This window comes from Marinicauda salina, from assembly GCF_003122085.1.
Taxonomy (GTDB): domain Bacteria; phylum Pseudomonadota; class Alphaproteobacteria; order Caulobacterales; family Maricaulaceae; genus Maricicauda_A; species Maricicauda_A salina.
Map to the genome: position 1 here is coordinate 526,552 of NZ_QEXV01000001.1, position 15,720 is coordinate 542,271.

14 protein-coding genes are annotated in these 15,720 nt (G+C 68.9%); 5 read left to right on the plus strand and 9 right to left on the minus strand.

The features are described from left to right. Nucleotides 1–115 precede the first annotated feature (115 nt). Together DDZ18_RS02395 and DDZ18_RS02400 are read left to right on the plus strand one after the other, a co-directional pair. Nucleotides 116–799 (plus strand): methyltransferase domain-containing protein, encoded by a 684-nt coding sequence (locus DDZ18_RS02395; protein ID WP_109251750.1) that lies wholly within the window; start codon nucleotides 116–118, stop codon nucleotides 797–799. Nucleotides 800–822: 23 nt separating this feature from the next. Continuing rightward, nucleotides 823–1,836: a lysylphosphatidylglycerol synthase domain-containing protein gene (locus DDZ18_RS02400; RefSeq protein WP_109251751.1), complete on the plus strand. Its 1,014-nt coding sequence runs from the start codon at nucleotides 823–825 to the stop codon at nucleotides 1,834–1,836. Nucleotides 1,837–1,838: 2 nt separating this feature from the next. On the opposite strand, the gene DDZ18_RS02405 is transcribed toward DDZ18_RS02400, so the two are convergent. Beyond that, nucleotides 1,839–3,080, minus strand: a complete 1,242-nt coding sequence (locus tag DDZ18_RS02405; RefSeq protein WP_109252205.1) for a glycosyltransferase family 2 protein — start codon at nucleotides 3,078–3,080, stop codon at nucleotides 1,839–1,841. A gap of 144 nt (nucleotides 3,081–3,224) precedes the next feature. Between DDZ18_RS02405 and DDZ18_RS02410 the strand changes: the two genes are divergently transcribed. Then, nucleotides 3,225–4,961 carry a hypothetical protein gene (locus DDZ18_RS02410; protein ID WP_109251752.1) on the plus strand — a complete coding sequence of 579 codons (1,737 nt, stop codon included), beginning with the start codon at nucleotides 3,225–3,227 and terminating at the stop codon, nucleotides 4,959–4,961. Between the two features lie 107 nt (nucleotides 4,962–5,068). Here the strand turns inward: DDZ18_RS02410 and DDZ18_RS02415 are convergent, their stop codons facing one another. Beyond that, on the minus strand, nucleotides 5,069–7,528 hold the full coding sequence (locus DDZ18_RS02415; RefSeq protein WP_109251753.1) for a zinc-dependent metalloprotease: 2,460 nt from the start codon (nucleotides 7,526–7,528) through the stop codon (nucleotides 5,069–5,071). A 152-nt stretch (nucleotides 7,529–7,680) separates the two neighbouring features. Between DDZ18_RS02415 and DDZ18_RS02420 the strand changes: the two genes are divergently transcribed. Both DDZ18_RS02420 and DDZ18_RS02425 read left to right on the plus strand, forming a co-directional pair. After that, nucleotides 7,681–8,262: a UbiX family flavin prenyltransferase gene (locus DDZ18_RS02420; RefSeq protein ID WP_109251754.1), complete on the plus strand. Its 582-nt coding sequence runs from the start codon at nucleotides 7,681–7,683 to the stop codon at nucleotides 8,260–8,262. Between the two features lie 75 nt (nucleotides 8,263–8,337). After that, nucleotides 8,338–9,111, plus strand: coding sequence for a DUF2189 domain-containing protein (locus DDZ18_RS02425; RefSeq protein ID WP_109251755.1), 774 nt, complete (start codon nucleotides 8,338–8,340; stop codon nucleotides 9,109–9,111). A 291-nt stretch (nucleotides 9,112–9,402) separates the two neighbouring features. Here the strand turns inward: DDZ18_RS02425 and ccoS are convergent, their stop codons facing one another. The 7 genes from ccoS to ccoO are packed head-to-tail and all read right to left on the minus strand — an operon-like array spanning nucleotide 9,403 to nucleotide 15,719. Next, nucleotides 9,403–9,591 carry a cbb3-type cytochrome oxidase assembly protein CcoS gene (gene ccoS / locus DDZ18_RS02430; protein ID WP_109251756.1) on the minus strand — a complete coding sequence of 63 codons (189 nt, stop codon included), beginning with the start codon at nucleotides 9,589–9,591 and terminating at the stop codon, nucleotides 9,403–9,405. Next, the gene (locus DDZ18_RS02435; protein ID WP_109251757.1) at nucleotides 9,588–11,765 is read right to left on the minus strand and encodes a heavy metal translocating P-type ATPase; all 2,178 of its coding nucleotides are present in this window, start codon (nucleotides 11,763–11,765) and stop codon (nucleotides 9,588–9,590) included. Before DDZ18_RS02435 ends, ccoS begins: the two co-directional genes overlap by 4 nt. A 21-nt stretch (nucleotides 11,766–11,786) precedes the next feature. After that, nucleotides 11,787–12,275, minus strand: a complete 489-nt coding sequence (locus tag DDZ18_RS02440; protein WP_109251758.1) for a FixH family protein — start codon at nucleotides 12,273–12,275, stop codon at nucleotides 11,787–11,789. Beyond that, on the minus strand, nucleotides 12,272–13,750 hold the full coding sequence (gene ccoG, locus DDZ18_RS02445) for a cytochrome c oxidase accessory protein CcoG (protein ID WP_109251759.1): 1,479 nt from the start codon (nucleotides 13,748–13,750) through the stop codon (nucleotides 12,272–12,274). The genes DDZ18_RS02440 and ccoG overlap by 4 nt, the downstream gene beginning before the upstream one ends. Before the next feature lie 43 nt (nucleotides 13,751–13,793). Next, nucleotides 13,794–14,759 (minus strand): cytochrome-c oxidase, cbb3-type subunit III, encoded by a 966-nt coding sequence (ccoP, locus tag DDZ18_RS02450; RefSeq protein WP_109251760.1) that lies wholly within the window; start codon nucleotides 14,757–14,759, stop codon nucleotides 13,794–13,796. Next, nucleotides 14,752–14,958: a cbb3-type cytochrome c oxidase subunit 3 gene (locus tag DDZ18_RS02455; protein ID WP_109251761.1), complete on the minus strand. Its 207-nt coding sequence runs from the start codon at nucleotides 14,956–14,958 to the stop codon at nucleotides 14,752–14,754. Before DDZ18_RS02455 ends, ccoP begins: the two co-directional genes overlap by 8 nt. Before the next feature lie 2 nt (nucleotides 14,959–14,960). After that, nucleotides 14,961–15,719, minus strand: a complete 759-nt coding sequence (gene ccoO / locus DDZ18_RS02460; protein WP_109251762.1) for a cytochrome-c oxidase, cbb3-type subunit II — start codon at nucleotides 15,717–15,719, stop codon at nucleotides 14,961–14,963. Nucleotide 15,720: the final 1 nt, after the last annotated feature.

The following is a 15,720-nucleotide window of genomic DNA, read 5'->3' on the forward strand; positions in this document are numbered from 1 at the left end:
GCTCACGTTGATGCGTCGAATCGCATAAGGCATATCAGCATCCGCAATTTCACCGTACCCTTTCCGCGTGCGCTTGCCGCGATTCGCGCCTTCTAACGCTGTGCGGAAGAGTCATATGACATTTCGTTCGCCTAATGATCAATATAGTGTTGTCGACAAGTTGCCCCTTCAGGCGAGGGTCATCGAGCGTGCACGGAAGAAGATGTATGAAAAATTTTTGAGCACATGTAAGCCTAATAAAAATGAATCTATTCTTGATATTGGTGCTACATCGGATCGAAATAATGTTGCATCTAATTATCTTGAGGCTTGGTATCCAGTAAAGAAAAATATTACTGCAATTGGCCTACAGGACGCTTCATTTTTAATGGACTTATATCCTGGGCTTAAATTTTTGGAGGCGGATGGTCGAAGCCTACCCTTTACGGATAATGCATTCGATATTGTACACTCTAGTGCAGTTATTGAGCATGCGGGATCTAATCAGCAACAGCAGGATCTGTTATCTGAACAATTTCGAGTAGCGAGAAAAGCGGTTTTTCTTACTACGCCCAATCGAGGTTTCCCTCTAGAAGTTCATACGTCGTTACCTTTGATTCATTGGCTTCCGATGAAAACATTTAGAAAAATATTGACATTGATGGGATATGATTTCTTTGCACAGGAAAAAAATCTAAATTTGTTATACGCTCGAGACTTACGATTAATGTGTCGCAATTTAGGTGTGCGACAATACAAAATAGACTATAATTATACCTTCGGTTGGGCCTCCAACATACTGCTGTCGATATTTAAATAGTGGTTTTGTTGCGCGTTGTGGGAATGGTGGAGTCGTCACGAAGGAGGGCCAGCATAACTCGCCGCACATGGCCCATCCTGGCCGCAGCGGGACTGGCCGCCGCTCTGCTGGCGGGCCTCGTCGCGTTCAGCGGACTCTCGATCGCCGATTTCAAGCGCGGCTTCGCCGACGCGCCGCTCTGGCCGCTCGGGCTGGTCGTCGCCGGAACGGCCGTCCAGACCTGGGCGGGCGCAGTGAAATGGCGCGCGGTGATGCGCCGGCTTGTTCCATCGGGCGCCGCGGAGCCGGCGCTGGGCTACTTCGTCTTCTACACGGCGCTCACGGGCGTCTTCAGCCAGGCGATGACGCCCTATCTCGCCGGGGCGGCGGTCCGCGGTTTCGCGACGCGCCGTCATCAGAAGACGGACTTCTGGCGCGGCGCGACCGGCTCGGGGTTCGAGCAGCTGTTCGACGCCGGGCTGATCGTAGCGCTGGCGGTTCCCGCCCTGATCGTGCTGGTCGCGGGCGGCGGGCTCGCCGCACTCGGCCTGGCGCTGGCCGCCGGCGCGTTCGCAGGCCGCATCGCGCTTGGCGTCTTCCTGGTTCACCCGCTCTGGCGGGGCGGACTTGAGCGCTGGCTGACCGCGAGCCGGCTCAGCCCGCTACGCGCGTTCGGCCGGGTGCTGCGCGGCGCCGACGAGGCCGGCCTGTTCGAAAAGGATATCGTCGCCAGACTCTATCGCTGGTCGCTCATCCGCTATGTCGCGATCGGGCTGCGGCCGCTCGCCGTCGCGCTGATGATCGCGCCGGCGTCGGGCCTGCCGGGCGTGGCGGCCGGCTTCCCGCTTGTCCAGGCCTCGCAGTTCGCCGCCATCACGCCCGGCAATCTCGGCGTCGCCGAATGGGGCTGGACGGCGGTGCTGGCCGCGAGCGGCTGGGATTTCGAGACCGCCACCGTCTTCGCGCTCGCTGTGCGCGTGCTCTCTCTGGCGGCGTTGTTCCTGGTCTTCCTCGGCGCGGCGCTGGCCTTCCTTCGCACGCGGCGCGCGCGCGTCTGAGTTCAGCCGGCGTCTTTCGCCAGGTCGATCGGCCGGGCCTTGTTGCCGGCGATGATCGAGAGCAGGAAGCCGCCGAAGAAGCTCTGCAGCCCGATCACGCCGAGCGTCGAGGCCACCGCGACGTCGCGGATCGCCGACAGTCCGCCGAAGCCCTGGCTCGCCCAGTTGATCACCACGTTGGCGAACAGCGCTCCGCCGGCGAGCGTCAGCACGACGGCGGCGAGGAGGAAATGCTCGAGCCGCGCCAGCCGCAGGATGAGCCGGGTCTCGCCGGTGATCCGCCGGTAGCCCTCGCGCACGCCGTGGATCGTCGAGGCGAAGCCGAACAGCGTCGTCTGGAAGGCCACGATCAGGAAGGCCGAGGCCAGGATCATCCAGTGATCGCCGAAGGCGAGACCGCCGATCTCGGCCATCGTGCCCTCGGGCTGCATCAGCAGCGCGCCGCCGATGACGCCCGCGATCAGGGCGAACAGGGCCGACGGACCGAAGAACAGCCAGAGCGGGGTGAGCATCAGCATGTAGCGCAGGTGGCGCCATCCGTCGCGCCACGGCCGGAGATGCGGCGCGCGCCCGCGCTTGTCGGGCGACAGCGTGATCGGCGTCTCGGCGTAGCGGCGTTTCAGCAGCGAGGCCTTGAGCACCATCTCGGTGGCGAACTCCATGCCGTCGGAGTCCAGCCGCAGCTGCTCGAACGTCTCCTTGGTGAGCGCGCGCAGGCCGCAATGGGCGTCGCTCACCGGGAGGCGGTAGAGGATGCGGAAGACGCCGCTGAGCACCGGGTTGCCGAGATAGCGGTTGAGGAAGGGCATGGCGCCGGGCTTGATCTCGCCGCGGAAGCGCGAGCCCATGCAGATATCGGCGCCGTCCATCAGCCGTTCGACCATCTCCACGGCCTCGACGAAATCATACGAGCAGTCGCTGTCGCCCATGACGAGATAGCGCCCGCGCGCGGCGGTCATGCCCCCGCGCAGCGCCGCGCCGTAGCCGCGCGTCGGTATCGCCTCGACGCGCGCGCCGCGGTCGGCGGCGATCTGCTGGCTGCCGTCGGTGCTGCCGTTGTCGGCGATGACGATCTCGCCTGTGAGCCCGTGGCGCTCGGCGAGGATGTCGAGGGCCTGCCGTGCTCGGTCGATGCACCAGCCCAGCGTGGCCGCCTCGTCGAGGCAGGGCATGACGATGGAGACGTCCGGCGCGGGGGCGTCGGCGTCGTCGACGGGGGCGGCGGGGGAAAGTTCGGCGGCCATGCTCATCGGCGTTGCGGGCCTCATCCGGGAGCGGCGAGCCGCTCGATGTCGAGACGCACCTTGCCGCGTCGTGCTTGACCCATTGTTAAGCGACGCGCGGCAGCGTCGGCGCCCGACATCGCCTCCAGTCTACAACGGGACCCGATGAACGCCGAACGCCGGACCCTGACCGCGGTCTATTGTCTCGCCGGCCTGCTCGGGCTCGGCGCGCTCTTCGTCGTCTTTGGCGCGACGTTCGGCATGTCGCGCTATGTCTACACGCGCGTCGACCTCGTCGGCTTCGCCGTCGTGATTCTCCTGGCCATGGGACTCGCCGCCTTCGCGCGCGCCGCGCCGGCTGCGCTCGTCGATCGCGTCGACCGGGTCCGCCTCGACGCCTTCGCGCCGTGGCGCCTCGCCGTCGCCGTCATCGTGCTGGCCGTCATCGGGACGCATCTCGTCCAGCACGGCTACGCGTTTTCGATGGACGAGCACATGACGCGCTTCCAGGGCGCGATCTTCGCCGAGGGGCGGCTCGCCGGCGAGGTTCCCCCCGAGTGGCGCGAGTACGGCAGGGCGATGTGCCACGTTTTCGTCCGCTACGATCCCGAAACCGGTCTGGTCATGAGCGATTACCGCCCGGGCATGGCGAGCCTTTTCGCCATGTTCGATCTCGTCGGGCTCGGGCTCTACGTCTCGGCGTTCATGACGGCGGGAAGCGTGCTGCTGGCCGCGGCGGTCGCCCGCCGGATCTGGCCGGAGCGTCCCGACGCGGCGATCGTCGCCGCCCTGCTGGTGGCGACCTCGCAGCAGGCGCTGGCCGCGGCGACGACCAGCTACGCCATGTCCGCCCATCTCTGCTTCAACCTGGCCTGGATCTGGCTGTTCCTGCGCGGGGGGCGGCTCGGCCACGGGCTGGCGCCCTTCGTCGGGGTCGCGACGGCGTCGCTGCACCAGATCCATTTCCACGCCTTCTTCGCGCTGCCCTTCCTGCTCACCTTCCTGCGCCCGCTCCGCCCCGGCCTGATCGCCTGGTACGGCGCGGTCTATCTCGCCGGCCATCTCGCCATCCTGGGCTGGGACGACTTCGCCATGCGCTCGGCCAGCGAAACCGCCCAGGCCGCCGCGACCGGCGCGGCCGATCCGCTCGGCCGGCTGCTGTCGCGGCTGGCGGGCTTCATCCGCTTTCCCGGACCGTTCGAGCTCGGCACGGTGACGGCCAATATCGCGCGCTTCTTCGCCTGGCAGAGCCTGGCGCTGGTTCCGCTACTGGTCATGCTCCGGCGCCGGGCCGAGTGGTCGCCGGTCATGGTGCTGCTGGCCGCCTCGATCGGGACGAGCCTCATGCCCTATCCGCTGCTCATGCCCGACCAGGGCCATGGCTGGGGCTATCGCTATCTGCACGGCCTGATCGGCAATTTCGCGCTGCTGGGCGCGGCGGGCTGGGTAGTCCTGAGCAAGGAAACCGGACGCGCGGCGGCGCGCTATCGAGCGGTCGTGCTGGCGGCGTTGGCGGCCACGGCCTTTATCCTCGTGCCCATGCGCGCGTTCCAGATCGAGCGCGTCGCCGGGGCCTGGGCGCAGGCGGCCGATTTCGTCGCGAGCCGGGAGGCCGAAGTGGTAGTCGTCGACTCTCACGCCATCTACTACGGACACGACCTGCCGCGGAACGATCCGTTCGCCCGGAACCGGCCGATCGCGATGGATATCCGGGCGCTGCCCAAGGATCGCATCGACGCGCTGTGCGGGGATTATTCCGTCGCCTTCGTCTCGGGCGAGGACGTCGCGGGCTTCGGCGTCCCCGTCTTCGATCCCGCCGAAAGCGAGGAGACGCCCGCGGACTACCCCGACTGGGTCGCGCGTCTGACCGCGCCCGATTGCGCCGCGCCGCCTGACGGCTGAAGCAGGATCGCTTCGCGAGCAAGCGCCCTGGCTTCAGCATGATTTTGAGTGGTCGCGTGATCGAACCGGTGAACCGGTCCCCACTTCACCTGATCACGCTCCTGGGCCTACTCGAAGTCCCAGCCGATCGGGCTGCCCGGCGGGATCGCGCTGCGCGGCGGCGAGACGCTCTCGCCGCGATCGAGGCGCTCTAGGCCGGCCTCGACCATCGACGCCAGCCAGGCGCGGTGGGCGCTGCGGCCGTCGAACAGCCCGCCGCCGTCCTCGGCGATCGCTTCCAGCCGCGCCCTCGCCGGGGCGGCGACGCGGGCCGGGGCGTGCTCGACGAGGTGGAGCAGCTGGCCGGCGTACTCGGTCTGGACCGTTTCGCGGATGAGGCCGAGATGGGCCGGTTCGCGCCGCGGCGCGTCGAAGGCGGCTTCCTCGACGGCGTCGAGCACGGTCGCGATGTCGAGCTGATCGGGATCGCGCGCGCTCTGGTCGGCGACGCGCGCCAGGCGCTCGGCCGACAGGCTCGCGGCCAGGGTGATCCGCGCCGCCGCGCCGGCCGCGTCGGTGCGCGAGAAGCCGGGATAGCCGCTCTGGGCGAACAGCTCGCGCCGCACCGCCGCCTCGTAGTCGGCGAACACGTCGGGCTGGAGCAGGTCGAGGACGGGCCCGGGGATGTCCAGCGCCTCGGGGCGGATCGTGTCGACGAGCGCGTCGAGCGCGCGGCGCTGCTCGGCGGCGGGGATGGTCGTGATCGGCGCGGGATCGCCCGTGTTGAGCTGGTAGGCGAAGCGCCGCCCGCCGATCGCTTTCGCCGCCGCCTCGGCCTGGTAGCGGTGATACAGGTAGATCGGCACGAAGACCGCCCTCAGCTCGCTCAGCGGCCGGCCTTCGGCGAGATTGCCCGCCCCGAAGGTCTCCAGCGCGCGGGCGCGCACGGCCATCACCTCCGCGAGGTGGGCGACCGGGTCGGCGCCGTTGTCCCAGAGGCTCGCTTCGGGATAGGCCGAGCCGAGCCCGCGGGCGTGCCGGTCGGAGATGTATTCGAGCCCGTCGGCGCGCGCTTCGGCGATGATCGCGTCGAGCGCGTCGGCCTCGTCGACGCCCTCGGCGAAGTCGGAATAGAGCCAGCGGATCGCGGCGACGTCCCATTCGCCGATGCCGACGTCATAGGCCTCGGAGACGTCGAGTTCGCCGTCTTCGCCCACCGTCACCAGCGGGGCCGGGTAGTCCATGACGGATGAGCGGTCGTTGGTGCTGGCGATGAAGTTGTGCGCGATCCCCAGCGTGTGGCCGACCTCGTGGGCGGCGAGCTGGCGGATGCGCGCCAGGGCCAGCTCGACGGGATCGTCCGCCGCGCCGCTGCCCGTCGCCTCGGCCCCGAGCAGGCCCTCGAAGATCATGCGGTCCTGGCGCACGCGCTGGCTGCCGAGAATGACCGAGCCCTTGAGGATCTCGCCGGTGCGCGGATCGGCGACGCTGGCGCCGTAGGACCAGCCCCGCGTCTGGCGATGCACCCACTGGATCGTGTTGTAGCGCACGTCGAGGGGATGGACGCCCTCGGGCAGGAGCTCGACGCGGAAGGCGTCCTCGTAGCCGGCCGCGGCGAAGGCGTCCTCCCACCAAGACGCGCCCTCGATCAGGGCGGCGCGCACGCGCTCCGGCGCGCCGCGATCGACATAATAGACGATGGGTTCGACCGCGGGGCTGGTCTCGGCGTCGGGATCGGTCCGCTCCAGCCGGTGGCGCACGGCGAAGCCGGTGCGCACCGCCTCGTCGAGCGGCGCGGCGGTGTTGTAGACGCGCATGTCGAAGCCGCCCGAGCGCGGATCGAGCCGGCGGCGCGCATAGCCCGCATCGGGAAGCGCGACGAAGGAATGGTGCTGAACGAGCGTCACCGCGCGGGGGTCCGGGGCGGTGGCCTGAACCTCCTCGCCCGGCTCGGAACTGGTGAGCGTGACGCGCGCGTCGAGCTCGACATTCTCGGGAAAGGCCAGCGCCTGGTCGAGCACGGGCGCGCTGCGCTCGGCGTCGACGGAGAAATCGCCCTGCTCGGCCTCTTTCAGGCGCGCGGCCATGCCGATGCGGTCGGTCGCGAGGAAACCCGCAAGATCGACCAGCACGCGGCCGTCCTCGGCGGTCGCGGCGATCTCGCCCGACCAGATCACGGACTCGGCGAAGGACTGCGTGGTCGCCAGCGCTTCGTCGGGCCCGGCCCCGAGCGCGGCGTAGTCAGTGTTCTCCAGGATGAACAGCACGCGATCGCCGGCGCGCTCGACGCGCAGGAGTTCGGCGGCGATCCCGTAGCCGCGGTCGAGGCCGACCGGGTTGGAGCCGAGCCCGGCGGTGAGCCGCGCGGTGTGGATGTAACGGCCGAGCACGCCCTGCTCGTCCGGCGCGAAGGCGGCCAGAACCGCGCCGTCCTCGGCGTCGATATGGAGATCGAACAGGCCGGGGCGGTGCTCGGTCTCCGCGATGCGCTCGGCGAAGCTGGCGTCGTCTTCCTGGGCCGGGCTCGCGGCGGTCATGAGAAGGGCGAGGCCGGCGGCGGCCGCCGCCGTCTTGAGGGCGTGCGTCATGGATGTCTCCCGCGGGTGTCGGCGCGAGCCTAGCCGCGGGCGTCGGCGAAGTCATCCGGCCCCAACCGGGCTTGAGCCGCGGCTTGCACGCGCCATACTCTCGCGCGACGGCGGCGGGATCGAAGCGGCGCGCCGGCCGGCCAGGAGGCGGCGTGAAAAAGCTCATCATCGCGATCGGCGGCGCCAGCGGCGTGATTTACGGCGTGCGCCTGCTCGAGATCCTGAAGGACCTGCGCGACGTCCAGACCCATCTGGTGATGAGCCGGACGGCGCAGATCAATCTGCGCGTCGAGACCGACTGGAGCGTGGATCAGGTCCGCGCGCTCGCCGACGAAACCTACAAGCCCGGCGATCTCGCCGCGCCGGTCTCGAGCGGCTCGTTCCGCACCGACGGCATGATCGTCGCCGCCTGCTCGATGAAGACGCTGTCGGGCGTGGTGAACTCCTACGCCGACGACCTGATCGTCCGCGCCGCCGATGTCTGTCTCAAGGACCGCCGGCGCCTGGTGCTGATGCCGCGCGAGACGCCGCTGCATGAAGGCCACTGCCGATTGATGTACGAGGCCTCGAAGCTCGGCGCGATCATCGCCCCGCCGATGCCGGCTTTCTACCAGCGTCCGGAGAGCCTGGACGACATGGTGACCCAGACCGCCGGGCGCGTGCTCGACCTGTTCGACATCGACGCCGGCGTGGTCTCTCGCTGGGCCGGCGCGGCGAGCCCCGAAACCCCGTAATTCTCCCGTTTGACGGGTCGCGCGACCGCGCGCATCCTTTCTCCCATAACGGCGAAAACGCTCGGGGAGATCATCATGGTGCGATTGAAGAAGGTGCGGCGCGACGCGCCCTGGGACTGGCTGAAGTCGGGCTTCGCCGACATGATGAAGACGCCGGCGATCTCGATCGGATACGGCGCGGTCTTCACGCTGGTCGGCATCGGGATCACGCTGGCCTTGTGGATGGGCGGCCAGGCCGCCGCCGCGCCGGTCTTCGTCGCCGGGTTCGCGCTGGTCGCGCCCGCCTTCGCCGTCGGCGTCTACCGCATCAACCAGGTCCGCGAGGCCGGCCATGCGCCCCGCCTGTTCGACTTCTGGGCGATCCCGCCCAGCCGGCTCGGCCAGCTGGCGCTGCTGAGCGTGCTGTTGCTGGTCTTCTTCCTGACCTGGGCGCGGCTGGCCCAGTTCCTGTTCGCCTATTTCGCCCACGAGAGCTACATGCCGCTCGGCGAGTTCTCGCGCTTCGCGCTCACCGACCCGGCGGGCCTCACCCTCATCGTCGTCGGCACGGCGATCGGCGCGGTGCTCGCCTTCGCCGCCTTCATGGTCTCGGCGCTGGCCTTCCCGATGCTCGCCGATCAGGACGTCGACGCGGTCACCGCCGTGGTGGCCAGCGTGAAGGCCGTCCTCGCCCAGCCCTTCGTGATGATCACCTGGGCCTGGCTGATCGCCTTCATGGTCGCCGTCGGCGGCGCGCTCTTCCTGGTCGGGATCGCCGTGGCGTTTCCCTGGCTCGCCCATGCGAGCTGGCGGGCCTATCGCGATTTCGCCCCCGAGCCGGAGCATGCGGCGAGCGTCAACGCGGCGTAGGTTCCGAGCAAACTCCCTCCCTCCCCCTCGTGGGGAGGGTGGACGGACCGAAGGTCCGGCCGGGTGGGGGGCGTCGCCTCCTGAAACCCCGGCCGACCGGAGGGAGAGCCGGGGCCTCCCGACGGTCAATCGCGAAGAGGTCCCGGATCGCGCCTGCGGCGCGCCCGGGATTTCAATCACCCCACCCCGCTCGCTGCGCTCGCGTTCGGCCGGTCGATCGATCCCCCGGATCGATCTTTGCGGCCTCACCCCCATCAAGGGGAGGGAGGGTGACTCGACACGTCCGACCGCTCAGCCGCCGCGTTTCTTCCCCGCTTCATCCTCCTCGTCGACGATCGGGCCCTCGTCGTTGAGCAGGATGCGTTCGGCCGCGCCGTCGAGATCCTCGTACTGGCCCGAGCGCACGCTCCAGAAGAAGGCGGCAAGGCCGAGCGCGCCGAGAAAGAGCGCGGCGGGGATGAGCCAGAGCAGCGCGGTCATCGCTTCGCCAGCCTGAGCGCATTGCCGGTGACCAGCAGCGACGAGCCCGACATCGCGATCGCCGCGACCAGCGGGGTGACGAAGCCGAACACCGCGAGCGGCACGGCGATGCAGTTATAGGCCGCGGCCAGCGCGAAATTCTCGAACACGCGCCGCCGCGAGGCGCGGGCCACATCGATGGCGACGGGGATGGCCGAAAGCTTGTCGCCCTGGATGACCAGGTCGGCGGCCGAGCGCGAGATCTCGGCGGCCGAGCCCATCGAGATCGAGACATGGGCCTCGGCCAGCGCCGGGGCGTCGTTGAGCCCGTCGCCGATCATCACCGGATCGAGGCCGTCCTCCACCAGATCGCGGATGCGCGCGATCTTCTCGTCGGGCTTGAGATGCGCGGTCCATCGATCGATCCCGATCGTCTCGGCGGCGGCGCGCACCGGCGCCTCGCGGTCGCCCGACAGCAGCTCGCAATCCAGCCCGCGCGCCTTCACGCCGGCGATCGCTTCGGCCGCGTCGGCGCGCAGCCGGTCGGCGAAGACGAAGCGGATCGGCGCGGCGTCGTCGATCTTCAGCCAGGCCTCGAGCGCGGCGTCGCCGTCTCCGGCCTCGACATCGAGCCAGCCCGCCGAGCCGAAGCGCACGCGCTGTCCGTCGACGCGGCCCTCGATCCCGCCGCCGGAGACCTCGGCGATGTCGGCGGCGGTGTCGCCCATGCCGGCGGCGTCGGCGACGGCGCGCGAAAGCGGATGCCGCGAGGTGCGCGCGAGCTTGGCCGCGATCTCCAGCGCGCCGTCGGGCAGGTCGTCGGCGTTGACCAGCTGCGGCTTGCCCAGCGTGAGCGTGCCGGTCTTGTCGAAAACCGCGTAGCGAGACGTCGCCAGTCGCTCGAGCGCGTCGCCGGCCTTGACCAGCACGTTCTCCCTGAACAGCCGCCCGCAGGCGACGACCTGGACGGCCGGCACGGCGAGACCGAGCGCGCAGGGACAGGTGATGATCAGCACCGCAATGGCGTTGAGGATGGCGGTGCGCACATCGCCGGTCAGCACGATCCAGCCTACGAGCGTGGCCAGGGCGAGCGTGTGAACGACCGGCACGTAGAGCCGCGCGGCGTGGTCGGCCAGCCGGACATAGCTCGAGCGTTTCTGCTCGCCGGCCTCGACGAGGCGGGCGATCTCGGCGAGCAGGGAATCCTCGCGCGCCGCCGTCGCCCGGATCGTCAGCGCGGCGTCGAGATTGACCATGCCCGAATAGACCGCGTCGCCGGGCCCCAGCGTCAGCGGCGTGGTCTCGCCGGTGACCAGCGCGGCGTCGACCGAGCCGCGCCCCTCGATCACCTCGCCGTCGACGGGCATGCGGTCCCCCGCGCCGACGACCAGCCGGTCGCCGGGCTCGACGTCGCGAGCCGGGATCGCGCTCACCGTCCCGTCGGGCGCCATGCGGTAGGCGACGCTGGCCTGCATCGCCGCCAGCCGGCGCGCCGACGCGCCGGCCCGGGCGCGCAGGCGGGAATCCAGATAGCGCCCGATCAGGAGGAAGAAGAGCAGCATGACCGCGGCGTCGAAATAGGTGTCGCCGGCGCCGATCGCGGTCTCGTAGACCGACAGCCCGCAGGCCAGCAGCACGGCCAGCGAGATCGGCACGTCCATGTTGACGTGGCGGGATCTGAGCGCGCGCCAGGCGCTCTCGAAGAAGGGCCGGCCGGCGTAGGCCGCCGCGGGCAGCGCGATCAGGCCCTGCAGCCAGTGCAGGAACTGCTTCGTCGTCGCGCCCATCTCGCCCTCGCCGGACCAGACCGCGATCGACAGCAGCATGACGTTGGCCATGGCGAAGCCCGCTACCGCCATCGCGCGCAACAGCCGCTTCTCCTCGCGGCTGGTCGCGTCCTCGGTCTGCTCGGGCGCGAAGGGCCGGGCGGGATAGCCGAGCGCCCTCAGCCGGGCGACGATGGCGTTTGCGCGCGTGGCCGCCCCGTCGAACGTCACCGCCAGCCGGCCAGTGGAGAGATTGAGCCGGGCGGTCTTCACGCCCTCCATCTCGGAGAGCCCGCCCTCGATCTTGGCGATGCAGCCCGCGCAGCGCGCGCCCTCGACGGCGAGATCGAGCGATTTCGTCCCGTCGCGCTCGCGCACGAAGGCGGCGGGATCGGTGTCGGAGACGGGATCGATGACGGCGTCGGCCATGGGGCTCAGCCTAACATGCGGCTACTCCGCCGCGTTTTCGACGAACATGCGCCGGCGCAAGGAAAAGGCCGGCCCGTTTTCGCCCTCGGCGGCGAGCGTCCAGGCGCCCGGCGGGACGGCGCCGGGCTCGGCGATGTAGACGCCGGTCTCGCGCTCGACGAAGTCGAGGATCACGTCGCGGGAGGTGTCGGCGGGATGGCGCAGCGCGCCGGCGAGTTCGAGCCCGCCGACCGGGCCGCCTTCGGGATCGGAGACGGAGACGATCACGCGGTCGGCGTCGATGTCGACGGCGGCCTCCCAGCCGCGGGCGGCCTGGGCGCGGCGTTCCTCGAGCACCTGGTTGAAGGCCAGCCCCTGCACGTAGGAACGCTCCACCTCCTCGCCGCTGAAGGTGCGCACCGCCAGCGTGATGAAGGTCGCGTTCACCGCGATGGTGACGGCGAAGAAGGCGATCATGCCGATGAGCACGTGCTTTCCCGTGATCGGCCCCTTGAACCCCTTGAACCTCATCGCGTCGCTCCGGTCTGCAGGGTCGAGCGCGTCCGGGCGGTCTCGCCGGTTTCGGGATCGGTGACGATGAAGGTGATCGGTTCGCTCGGCGAGTCGACCGCGCCGGCCGGCAGGGACAGGAAGATTCGGAAATCCTGCGTCCGATCGCGCCGCACCGTCAGCCGGTCGCCGTCCTCGACGCCCAGCACCCGCATCTCGATGGCGGGATCGCCCTCCACGCTGAGATCGAGACTGCGCGGCGCGTTGGCCTTGTTGAGGACCTTGAGCGTGTAGCCGTTGCGCACCGAGCCGTCCGACAGCTCGACATAGTTCGGGTTGCGGTCGCGGGTGACGTTGAGCTCGAGCTCGGACCGCGTGGCCAGCGCGTAGAGCATGATGGCGAGCACCACGACGAGCGAGACCGCGTAAACCAGGGTCCGCGTCCGGATGAAGCGATAGCGCGGCTGCTCGCCCTTCATGCGGCGGTCGATATTGTCGTCGGTGTCATAGCCGATCAGCCATTTCGGCCGGCCGACCTTGTCCATGATGTCGTTGCACGCGTCGATGCACAGCGCGCAATGGATGCATTCGAGCTGCGGGCCGTTGCGGATGTCGATGCCCATCGGGCAGGCCGCCACGCACGCCTTGCAGTCGATGCAGTCGCCGCGGCCCTCCCAGCTGTCGCCCTTCTTGTGGGGCCCGCGCGGCTCGCCGCGATCGACCTTGTAGGTGACGTTGAGCGCCTCGCGGTCGGTCATCGCCGCCTGGATGCGCGGCCACGGGCACATATAGGTGCACACCTGCTCGCGCATGGTTCCCGCGAGCGTGTAGGTGGTGAAGGTCAGGATGCCGAAGAACAGGTAGGAGGTGAGCGCCGCCTCGCCGGTGAAGAAGTTGTTAAGCGTGTCGAAGGCGTCGTGGAAATACAGGATCCACGCCCCGCCGGTCGCCCCGGCGATGATGAGCCAGACGGCGTGCTTGGAGACCTTGCGCCAGGCCTTGTTGAAGCTCCACGGCGCGCGGTCGAGCTTGATGCGCTTGTTGCGGTCGCCCTCGAAGAAGCGCTCCACCGCGATGAACAGGTCCGTCCAGACCGTCTGCGGGCAGGCGTAGCCGCACCAGACCCGGCCGAACAGCGCGGTCACCAGGAACAGCGCCAGCGCCGCGGCGATCAGCAGGCCGGTGATGTAGTAGACCTCCTGGGGCCAGATCTCGATCCAGAAGAAGTAGAAGCGCCGGCCGGCGAAATCGACGAGCACGGCCTGGTCGGGCGCGCCCGGCCCGCGGTCCCAGCGCACGAAGGGCAGCAGGTAGTAGAGGCCGAGCGCGAAGGCCATGAAGGCCCACTTCGCGGCGCGGAATCGACCGTGCACGAGCTTGGGATAGATCGGCTCGCGCTTCTTGTAGAGCTCGCGCTGTTCGGCGTCGTTGACCGCGACGGCGTCGGATCGTTCGACGCCTTCGGCGGCCTTCGGCCGGGCGTTGATCAGGTTCATGGTCTGCGCTCCGCGTCCGGCGTGTCCGCCGGACCCCGCGCGGTCAGCGGCCGCCGGCCGTCCCCGGGCCGTCGACGCCGCGCCGCGCGGCTTCGATGAACTCGTCCTCCTCGCCCCCGCCGAGCAGGTAAACATAGACGGCCAGGGAGGTGATGATCGGCTCCTCGAGCCGGTCCTCCCAGTACGGCATCACGCCGTAGGGGCCGCGCCAGATCGTGTCGCTGATCTGCTCGGGTTCGCCGCCATAGAGCCAGATGTCGTCGGTCAGGTTCGGCGCGCCCTGCGTGCGGTCGCCCGTCCCGTCGGCCATGTGGCAGGCGGCGCACTGCGCGTCGAAGATCTCCGCGCCCTGCTCGGCCGCCGCGATGGAAGTGGGCTCGCGGCCCGACAGGGTCAAGACATGGGCGGTGACCTGGTCGATCTCCTCGCGGGTCAGAAGCCCGTCCCGGCCGTAGGCGGGCATCTGGGAAAAGCGCGTGTCGGGATGCTCCGAGCGGATGCCGACTTCGAGCGTGTGACGGATCGCCTCATAGGTCCCGCCCCACAGCCAGGCGTCGTCGTTGAGGTTCGGATAGCCGATGAAGCCCTGCGCGCCCGAGCCGTGGCAGGTCGCGCAATTGTCGCCGAAGGCCGACCGGCCGGCGGCGAGCGCGAAATTGAGCAGATCCGGATCGGACTCGACGGCGGCCACGCCGCCCTCGGCGACGGCGGTCTGGAGCGCGTCGAAATTGTCCGCGCGGCTGGCCCGCAGCTGGTCCATCGCCTCGGCGACATTGGCGCGCTCGGAGTGATTGCGCAGGCCCTCGGTGTGGCCCTGGAAGCCCGGCGGCGCGGGCAGGGCCGGCATGAAGATCATGTAGATCACCGACCAGACGATGGAGGCGTAGAAGATCCAGACCCACCAGCGCGGCAGCGGGTTGTCCAGCTCCTTGATGCCGTCCCACTCGTGGCCGGTGGTGCCGACGCCGGTGACGTCGTCGACCTCGGGCTTGTCGTGCTCGTCAGCCATCCTTGCGATCCTCCGGGCGCGCGTCGGGCGCCTCGTCCTCCGCCGCAGCGGGCTTGTCGTCGTCCAGCGGCATGCGCGCGGCGCGATCGAACTTCGCCTGGTTCTTCGGCCACAGGGCGTAGACCAGCACCGCGCCGAACAGCGCGATGAAGAGCAGAAGCCCCCAGGTCTGGGCGAAGCTGGCGAGCGCCTCGTACATGCCTATCTCAGGTTCTCGTCGGCCTCGGCCTCATAGGTGGAGAAGTCCACCATCGTGCCGAGGATCTGCAGGTAGGCGATCAGCGCGTCGAGCTCGGAGACCATCTCCGGATTGCCGTCGAATTCGCGGATCGGCGCGCCGGGATAGCGCTCGAGAAACGCGTCGTAGTTCGACGAGAACGGATCGAGCTGGGTGTGCAGGTCGCTTTCGGCGTTCTCGATCATCTCGTCGGTATAGGGCACGCCCAGCCGCTGCAGCGCCGTCATGCGCGCCTCGACCGTCTCGATCTCCAGCGGCGTCTCCTCGAGGAAGGCGTAGGGCGGCATGATGGATTCGGGCACCACCGAGCGCGGATCGCGCATGTGGTCGCGGTGCCATTCGTCGGAATACTTGCCGCCCACCCGGGCGAGGTCCGGGCCGGTGCGTTTCGAGCCCCACTGGAAGGGATGGTCGTACATGCTCTCGGCGGCGAGCGAGTAGTGGCCGTAGCGCTCGACCTCGTCGCGCAGCGGGCGGACCATCTGCGAGTGGCAGGTATAGCAGCCCTCGCGGATATAGATGTCCCGGCCCATCACGGCGAGCGGCGAGTAGGGCCGCACGCCCTCGACCTCCTCGATGGTGGTGTCGAGATAGAAGAGCGGCGCGATCTCCACCAGGCCGCCGACCGACACCACGCCGAGAATGCCGACGGTGAGCAGCATCGAGTTCTTCTCGAGAACCTTCTTGTGCCAGGCCCAGATCGGATTGGGTTTCTTAGCCATT

Excerpts from the sequence above, each read along its gene's own strand:
- DDZ18_RS02395 (WP_109251750.1), top strand. The coding sequence starts at position 116 with ATGACATTTCGTTCGCCTAATGATCAATATAGTGTTGTCGACAAGTTG.
- DDZ18_RS02400 (WP_109251751.1), top strand. The coding sequence starts at position 823 with ATGGTGGAGTCGTCACGAAGGAGGGCCAGCATAACTCGCCGCACATGG.
- DDZ18_RS02405 (WP_109252205.1), bottom strand. The coding sequence starts at position 3,080 with ATGGCCGCCGAACTTTCCCCCGCCGCCCCCGTCGACGACGCCGACGCC.
- DDZ18_RS02410 (WP_109251752.1), top strand. The coding sequence starts at position 3,225 with ATGAACGCCGAACGCCGGACCCTGACCGCGGTCTATTGTCTCGCCGGC.
- DDZ18_RS02415 (WP_109251753.1), bottom strand. The coding sequence starts at position 7,528 with ATGACGCACGCCCTCAAGACGGCGGCGGCCGCCGCCGGCCTCGCCCTT.
- DDZ18_RS02425 (WP_109251755.1), top strand. The coding sequence starts at position 8,338 with ATGGTGCGATTGAAGAAGGTGCGGCGCGACGCGCCCTGGGACTGGCTG.
- ccoS (WP_109251756.1), bottom strand. The coding sequence starts at position 9,591 with ATGACCGCGCTGCTCTGGCTCATCCCCGCCGCGCTCTTTCTCGGCGCG.
- DDZ18_RS02435 (WP_109251757.1), bottom strand. The coding sequence starts at position 11,765 with ATGGCCGACGCCGTCATCGATCCCGTCTCCGACACCGATCCCGCCGCC.
- DDZ18_RS02440 (WP_109251758.1), bottom strand. The coding sequence starts at position 12,275 with ATGAGGTTCAAGGGGTTCAAGGGGCCGATCACGGGAAAGCACGTGCTC.
- ccoG (WP_109251759.1), bottom strand. The coding sequence starts at position 13,750 with ATGAACCTGATCAACGCCCGGCCGAAGGCCGCCGAAGGCGTCGAACGA.
- ccoP (WP_109251760.1), bottom strand. The coding sequence starts at position 14,759 with ATGGCTGACGAGCACGACAAGCCCGAGGTCGACGACGTCACCGGCGTC.
- DDZ18_RS02455 (WP_109251761.1), bottom strand. The coding sequence starts at position 14,958 with ATGTACGAGGCGCTCGCCAGCTTCGCCCAGACCTGGGGGCTTCTGCTC.
- ccoO (WP_109251762.1), bottom strand. The coding sequence starts at position 15,719 with ATGGCTAAGAAACCCAATCCGATCTGGGCCTGGCACAAGAAGGTTCTC.